Here is a 6,645-nt window from a genome sequence, read left to right as displayed (position 1 = left end):
CAGCGGCAATGACATGCGACAGGGCAAGCTCTACCACAGTTCTACCACAGCGCCACCACGAAGCTACACCGTAAAATACAGTTAAAATATAAAGAGTTAGACAGTTAATCGGATAGGTAATGACACCCGCAGTTATCGATAACATAACCTAAAAAAATAACCGCGACACAATTTGAGGCAAAGGAATGATGATTATGGGATTGATTGGGATCGCACTGCTGATCGTATTGATCGGCGTTATCTACCTATTGCTCGCCAAATATCAGGCGTTAGCTAAGCAACAACGCTTTTTAAGCCAATTATGTACCCAGCTTGATCAGCAAAAATCCGCGCGCCAACCGCTCAATATTGCTGTGGTCCCCCAAGAGTTTGCCCCCTTATACCACTCCATTAATCAACTGCTGTCCGCCCTGCCGGCAAACACTGGTAAAGACAAGCTCACGGGGTTAAGTAACCGTGTCGGCCTCAAGCGTACATTGGCGTCAATGATGCCCCTCACTCAGGGGAGCTTTGTGCTAATCGATATCTACCGTTTTCGTTATGTTAATGATCTCTTTGGTTTTGTATTTGGTGATATTTTACTGAGCCAATTTGCTGAACGTTTAGGGCAACTCAGCTTGGCCCCCAAACTCATGGCGAGGTTAAATGGGGATGAGTTTTTCCTGTATTTTGATAAGCCCTTAACCGAGACGCAACTGCTGCAGCTACGCGGCCAATTACAGTCTCCCTTTACGATTAATGGCACTCCAATCAGCGTGACGCTACAGGTAGGCTGTTTACAACTGACACAGCATCATGCAGATGTCAGCATGATGCTCAAGCGGCTCGATCTTGCCCTCAAAAAGGCCCGCATTACCCGCAGCGCTATCGCCTATTACCACGACAATGACGATATTCGCCAGCTACGCGAACTAAAAATCATTGATAGCCTGCCCAAAGGCCTCAAACGCAACCATGTCTATATGGTGTATCAACCCAAGCAAGATGTAAAAACCGGCCGCTGCACCCAAGTCGAGGCATTGATGCGTTGGGAACACGAAGAATTAGGCTTTATCTCGCCCGCAGAATTTATTCCATTGGCAGAATATGCCGGGATGATTGATTTAATTAGCCAGTGGGCATTAGAGCAAGTCCTCGCCCAGCAAGCCAGATGGCGCGCAGCGGGCATAGAGCTGTGCGTCGCAGTCAATTTATCCACCCGCGATCTTGATAGCGATACTTTACCTGCCGAGATTGCGGCCCACCTTGCCCATTATCAATTACCACCAGAGTGCTTAATGATTGAAATTACTGAGAGCAGCCTGATGGCCGATCTCAATAAGGCGGTAGATACCTTAGATAAAATTCGTCAGCTCGGGGTCAAACTCGCCATCGATGATTTTGGCACAGGGCATTCGTCACTGGCGTATTTAAAGCACTTGCCCGCCAATGAGGTCAAAATCGATAAGGTCTTTTTACGGGGGCTGGAGCAGGACCGGTCGGCGGCGTTCATTTTAGAGGCAAGTATCAACATCGCCAAAAAATTGGGCTATGAGGTAACGGTAGAAGGCGTCGAAACCCCCGAGATCCGTGAGATCTTAGTGCAAATGGGGGCGGATACACTCCAAGGCATGCACTATGCCAAACCTATGCGCGCCGCAGAACTGGAGATGAACTGGGCCCAATTGCAATCGGGCCACTAGGCTAAGTTATTACCAGCATTTGTTGCCAGCATTGATGGCTAAGGCATTGCTGTTACACGGGTGACTCAGAGAGTGACTAAACCAGTTGCTCAAGGTGGGGCTAAACCGGTCACTCAGTGTGTGACTAAACGGGTAGCTCTGGGGGCTAAACGGCTGGCCAATCGGCCTTCAGGGCGACAATCAACTCCGCGGGCATCATTGCCAAGCGCCGCGCGCCATCCATACACACCATCTCAATCGTCGCGGTCACGGCGGGCTTATTTCCCTGCGGTCGCCAAATTTCCTGTTGCCACACGGTGCGGTACTTACTTTCAAAATAAAACCGCGTGCGCACATCAATAATATCAGCAAATTCAACGCCCTCATGGCAGAACATCTCGGTACGATATACCGCGAAGCCCAGTTGCTGCTGTTGCCATAATTGCCGCAAACGCTGGGCGCCAATCACCTGCTCCCGGGCGCGCTCAAAGTATTTTAAAAAATTAGGATGATAAACCACACCCGAAAAATCCGTATCTTCATAATAAATTTGCACGGGAAAAGAATACGTTGGGCTAAATACTGGCATATAACTACAAGGCTAGAAGGATCTTAAGCCCAGTCTAGCGGCTAATGGGGGAAAACAACACCCCCACCATTCCCCAAAAAAATGGCGGGAATCGCAATCCGCCACGTCGCCCTCATGGATGCCCCCATGGATGCACCCCATGGACGCTCCTCAATCAGCCAAAAGATGCCCATGCTAACGACACCCGTGCGAACGACAAATGTTGACGCCTTGGGAGTCGGCGACGCGATAACGCCAATCGCGTCCCTAAAACAACAAAAAGCCATAATCACAGCTGCGATTATGGCTTTAGCTTACATCCCAATTGGTTTTGGGATACTCAATTAGCGAATGATCATTTGATCGCGCTCAGGTCCCACTGACACCATGCTCACGCGGACACCCATCAGGGCTTCGATACGCTCCACATAGTGCTGCGCTGCCACTGGTAAGCTTTCAAAGGTGCGACACCCGGTAATGTCTTCACTCCAGCTTGGCATTTGCTCATACACTGGGCTTAACGCGGCCGTTTGTGGCCAAATCGGGTTTTCGCTGTGCTCACCGTCATAGGCTACGCAGATTTTCAGATCCTGCATGCCCGTTAAACAGTCAATTTTCGTCAGCGCAATTTCGGTCGCAGCTTGTAGCTCAACACCATTGCGGGTCGCCACGGCATCAAAGTAGCCCATATCGCGAGGACGGCCGGTGGTCGCGCCAAACTCATTGGCATTTTCACGGAACGCATCTTGCTCGGCCATCGCGGTCACTAAAGTGCCCGTGCCCACCGATGAGCTAAAGGCTTTCGCCACGGCAATCACCCGTTCTGGGCGTAGCGCAGGCAAACCACTGCCGATACCAGCGTAAGCTGAGGTCACGTTTGATGAGGTTGTATAGGGATATTCGCCATAAACCAGATCGCGACCCGCCCCCAGTTGCGCTTCAAGCAGCAGGTTAGCATTCTGCTGTTGCAAGGCTTTCAGCGGCTCGGTCACATTACAAATAAACGGACGCCAAGGGGCAGTCACCTCTAATAACCATGCAGTCATTTCGGCGGCGGTTTGGTTAAAATCGCAGCTTGGATAAAGCGCTTTTAACTGCGGCAATTTCCAATCGAGCATAAATTGAATGCGTTCTTGCAACACTTCAGGCTGGTTTAACCAACCGACTAAAATGCCCTTTTTCATCACGCGATCGCCATAAGCTGGCGCGATGCCTTGACGGGTTGAGCCGTAAGCTAAATCGCCAAGACGTTGTTCTTCTAGGGTATCTTCCAATGCGTGTAGCGGTAAGCACAGGGTCGCACGATCAGAAATACATAAGTTAACTTCAACCCCAGTCGCTTGGACTTCGGCAATTTCTTTGCTCAGGGCTTCAGGGCTAATCACCATGCCTGGACCGAGAACTGCAATGCAGTTAGGGTTGAAAATGCCACTGGGTAATTGGTGTAATTTAAAGGTGCCATAGTCATTGACCACGGTATGGCCAGCGTTATTGCCACCTTGAAAGCGAATACTCGCCGCAGCATCCGCCGCTAAATAATCCACGATGCGGCCTTTGCCTTCATCACCCCAATTTGCACCCACAACCACGATAGACGGCATAACATCATCTCCACATTGATTAAGCCGATATGCTAAAGCCCCCCAATGAATAAGAGAAATTAATAATAGTTATCGCGCCAATAAGAATTTCATATATCATAAGCCCCATAAACCCTGTTTGTTATTGTCTATGGTGGCGCCATGCTTGATCTTCATTGGTTAAAAACCTTTGTCACACTCGCGGAGTATAAACACTTTGGTAGAGCGGCAGCCGCGCTGCATATGACACAACCCAACGTGAGTTTACACCTGAAGCAATTAGAACAAACGACGAGGGTTAAGCTAATTGAGCGCAATCCTTTTCGGTTAACCCAAGCCGGTATGCGGTTATTAGACACAAGCCAAAAAACCCTGCAGGAGTTACAGATCTGTCAGGCAGATTTAAATGCGATGAACGATCTCTGCCAAGGTACCTTAACCATTGCCGCCAGTGATATCATCTCACGCCTTTTATTAATCCAGCCTTTTCAGTTATTTAAAAAAGAATTTCCGGGGATCGATTTTTCGCTACTCAATACCACTTCCTACCAAGCGTCAGAATTGGTCATTAGCGCCCAAGCCGATCTCGGTTTTGTGATTGCCCAAAAAGAGAGCCAACCACTGCACTTTACTGAACTACAGCAAATAAATTGGTGTGCGCTAGGGGATAACCTTGAGCTTTGGCAACAAGCCAGCTTGCCTGCCGATACGCCCTTGGCCGAGCAGCCAACATTGATCCTCTTGGGGCATGACACCCGCACCCGAGAACTGCTTGAACCGGCGCTGCCATCACTTAACTTACCGCGCTATCGGATCATGGAGGTGGGCAGTGTGGATGCGCAAATTGACTGGGCAGAGGCAGGGTTTGGCGTGGCGATTGTGCCTGAGTTTTCGATTTACACTAAGGCGGGGTTAAGAAGCAAAATCACCCCGCTGCCGCAATTTCCCAGCACCAGTTTGGGGTATATCGTCCGGCAGAATCAAATCCTCTCTAAGGCAATCAAGCAGCTATTACACTGGGTGAATCAAGAGATTATTCGTTCAGCTCGGCCCTAAGGGACTAGCGGATCGCTGAGGGCGCCGTTGACAACAAGGCTTGATATTGGCCACTGTTTTTTAAGTGTAATAAGCCCTGATCAAGGGCGGTGGCCAGGAGAGTCGCACGCGGATTTTTCTTAGAAAACGCCAAGTAAATATCGCTGGTATGATTATAAAAGGCGGGCACTATCTCACCCTTGATGCCCATTTGCTGCAAATGTTCATTCGCAACCGCATCAAACATCAACGCCATATCAATACGTCCTAGCAGCAATAAATTAATGAGCTGTTGATCGCTCGATACCGTCACTAAATTAAGCTCTCGCTCCTGTACGAGCTTGGGGTATTCATCGCCATACTCGTAGCTCTTTATCACTCCCACTACCGTGCCCTTAGGCAGTTGCCATTTATTATCGGCATCAAGCGGCCGCTGTTTGGCTTGATAAAATGAGGCCGTTGCGGCAAATAACGGCACTTGCCCAAACACAAAGCGGCCTTCCGTACTCGCCTCACGGGTGACATTAAACACCCCATCGACCCAACCTTTTTCCGCCATCATCAAGGCGCGGGCATAGGGCACCACTAAGCTACTGACTTCAATGTTAGATTGGCGAAATGCCGCCTTAATTAACCGATGGGAAATACCTTGGCCGAGGTGGTTAGCAAAGGGAGGCCAACTGTCCTCCGCTGCGAGGGTAATAAGTTGATGGGAGGATACCTTGGAACTGCCATAGCTTTCCTCGGCCCATACTGAAGGGGCCACCACAGCAACGATGAGTAGCAAGATAGCCCGCAAATGAGCCTGTAACAATGACAGAAAACCACCTAATTGACGCATGTTTTATTAACTTTGATCCCGCCCCTAGATTGGGCGCAGCTTAAATTGCATCTTTATCCAGCGTTTATAGCATAAACGCCTAATTTTATGCCAATGATTTTACTGAACATGAGTGCGGCAACACCGGCTGCCGCCATATCAAAATGAGATAACACTCGCGTTAGCGACAAGTGAGATAAACCACAATAGATAAGTTAACAGCGATCAATGAATGAGCGACACTACGTTAGCAACAACAGCGACACCGCCATAACAAGGCGCCTCCCCCAAAAAAGGGCGAGCTAAAAAGGTTAAGCAAAAAATAGCCTGACACCGAATTTTGCCCCCCCTTAATAGCCATACTACTCACCACGCGCTAAATGAATGCCATTTTTAGCACGATTTCCGATTTTTTAGTCACAACAACATTGCCGCGCCATTATTGGTCCGCTACCCCAGCACCGTCATATCGCCTCGGCAATCACCAGCTTAATTTGCATAAAGATGCCAAAACCCACGGCGTTATCGCGTACTTAGCTTGAGATGATGCGCGAGTTCCCTCAAAAACCGAAGCTTGATCACATTACCCGCGCTTAGCCCACTAAAACACGACAAGTATCGGTGAATAATCATTCAATATTCCATAGTAAACTGCATTGAAGATGTTTTTTTAAACACGCAAAGATTCACTCATCGCCGCTTGCTATGAGCAGTAACCTCAAGGTTGAAGCTTTCCCGCAATACACTTAAATACATGATTAATAATCACAAAATAAAAACCCCTAAGTGTGCGTATCGATAATTCACTTTGGGGCATGCTAAAAATAACTATGCGAATTTGCTGCTTAGCTCAAACAAATTCGCGAATCGTTTTACATCGCTCAGCTAAGCGAGTAATCTTGCGCCTTTCTCGTGTTGAATTGAATTTAAATGCAGCTGCAACCGGCTTAAATGCCCTTCGCGTAGATGCTTAACTTCATG

Annotated in this window: 5 protein-coding genes; 2 read left to right on the top strand and 3 right to left on the bottom strand. The window is 48.6% G+C overall.

All coding sequences use genetic code 11. The features are described 5' to 3' along the window. Window positions 1-185 precede the first annotated feature (185 nt). Window positions 186-1,682 carry a putative bifunctional diguanylate cyclase/phosphodiesterase gene (locus ACRCZA_RS09115; RefSeq protein ID WP_438674132.1) on the top strand — a complete coding sequence of 499 codons (1,497 nt, stop codon included), beginning with the start codon at window positions 186-188 and terminating at the stop codon, window positions 1,680-1,682. Between the two features lie 145 nt (window positions 1,683-1,827). On the opposite strand, the gene ACRCZA_RS09110 is transcribed toward ACRCZA_RS09115, so the two are convergent. Both ACRCZA_RS09110 and ACRCZA_RS09105 read right to left on the bottom strand, forming a co-directional pair. Next, complete coding sequence (locus ACRCZA_RS09110) at window positions 1,828-2,250, bottom strand: thioesterase family protein (RefSeq protein WP_438674131.1); 423 nt, start codon at window positions 2,248-2,250, stop codon at window positions 1,828-1,830. 323 nt (window positions 2,251-2,573) lie between these two features. Further along, complete coding sequence (locus ACRCZA_RS09105; RefSeq protein WP_438674130.1) at window positions 2,574-3,830, bottom strand: adenylosuccinate synthase; 1,257 nt, start codon at window positions 3,828-3,830, stop codon at window positions 2,574-2,576. Between the two features lie 141 nt (window positions 3,831-3,971). Here ACRCZA_RS09105 and ACRCZA_RS09100 point away from each other — a divergent pair, with 141 nt between their 5' ends. Next, entirely contained in the window at window positions 3,972-4,865 is an 894-nt protein-coding gene (locus tag ACRCZA_RS09100; RefSeq protein ID WP_438674129.1) for a LysR family transcriptional regulator, read from the top strand. A gap of 4 nt (window positions 4,866-4,869) precedes the next feature. Here the strand turns inward: ACRCZA_RS09100 and ACRCZA_RS09095 are convergent, their stop codons facing one another. Further along, complete coding sequence (locus ACRCZA_RS09095; protein WP_438674128.1) at window positions 4,870-5,685, bottom strand: substrate-binding periplasmic protein; 816 nt, start codon at window positions 5,683-5,685, stop codon at window positions 4,870-4,872. Window positions 5,686-6,645 lie beyond the last annotated feature (960 nt).

It is taken from the genome of Shewanella sp. (assembly GCF_051658185.1).
Classification (GTDB): Bacteria; Pseudomonadota; Gammaproteobacteria; order Enterobacterales; family Shewanellaceae; genus Shewanella.
The sequence above is the reverse complement of the archived record's forward strand: the minus strand, read 5'-3'. Positions and strand labels throughout refer to the sequence as shown.

Coding starts and splice junctions, on each gene's coding strand:
- ACRCZA_RS09115 (WP_438674132.1), top strand. CDS start 186: ATGATGATTATGGGATTGATTGGGATCGCACTGCTGATCGTATTGATC.
- ACRCZA_RS09110 (WP_438674131.1), bottom strand. CDS start 2,250: ATGCCAGTATTTAGCCCAACGTATTCTTTTCCCGTGCAAATTTATTAT.
- ACRCZA_RS09105 (WP_438674130.1), bottom strand. CDS start 3,830: ATGCCGTCTATCGTGGTTGTGGGTGCAAATTGGGGTGATGAAGGCAAA.
- ACRCZA_RS09100 (WP_438674129.1), top strand. CDS start 3,972: ATGCTTGATCTTCATTGGTTAAAAACCTTTGTCACACTCGCGGAGTAT.
- ACRCZA_RS09095 (WP_438674128.1), bottom strand. CDS start 5,685: ATGCGTCAATTAGGTGGTTTTCTGTCATTGTTACAGGCTCATTTGCGG.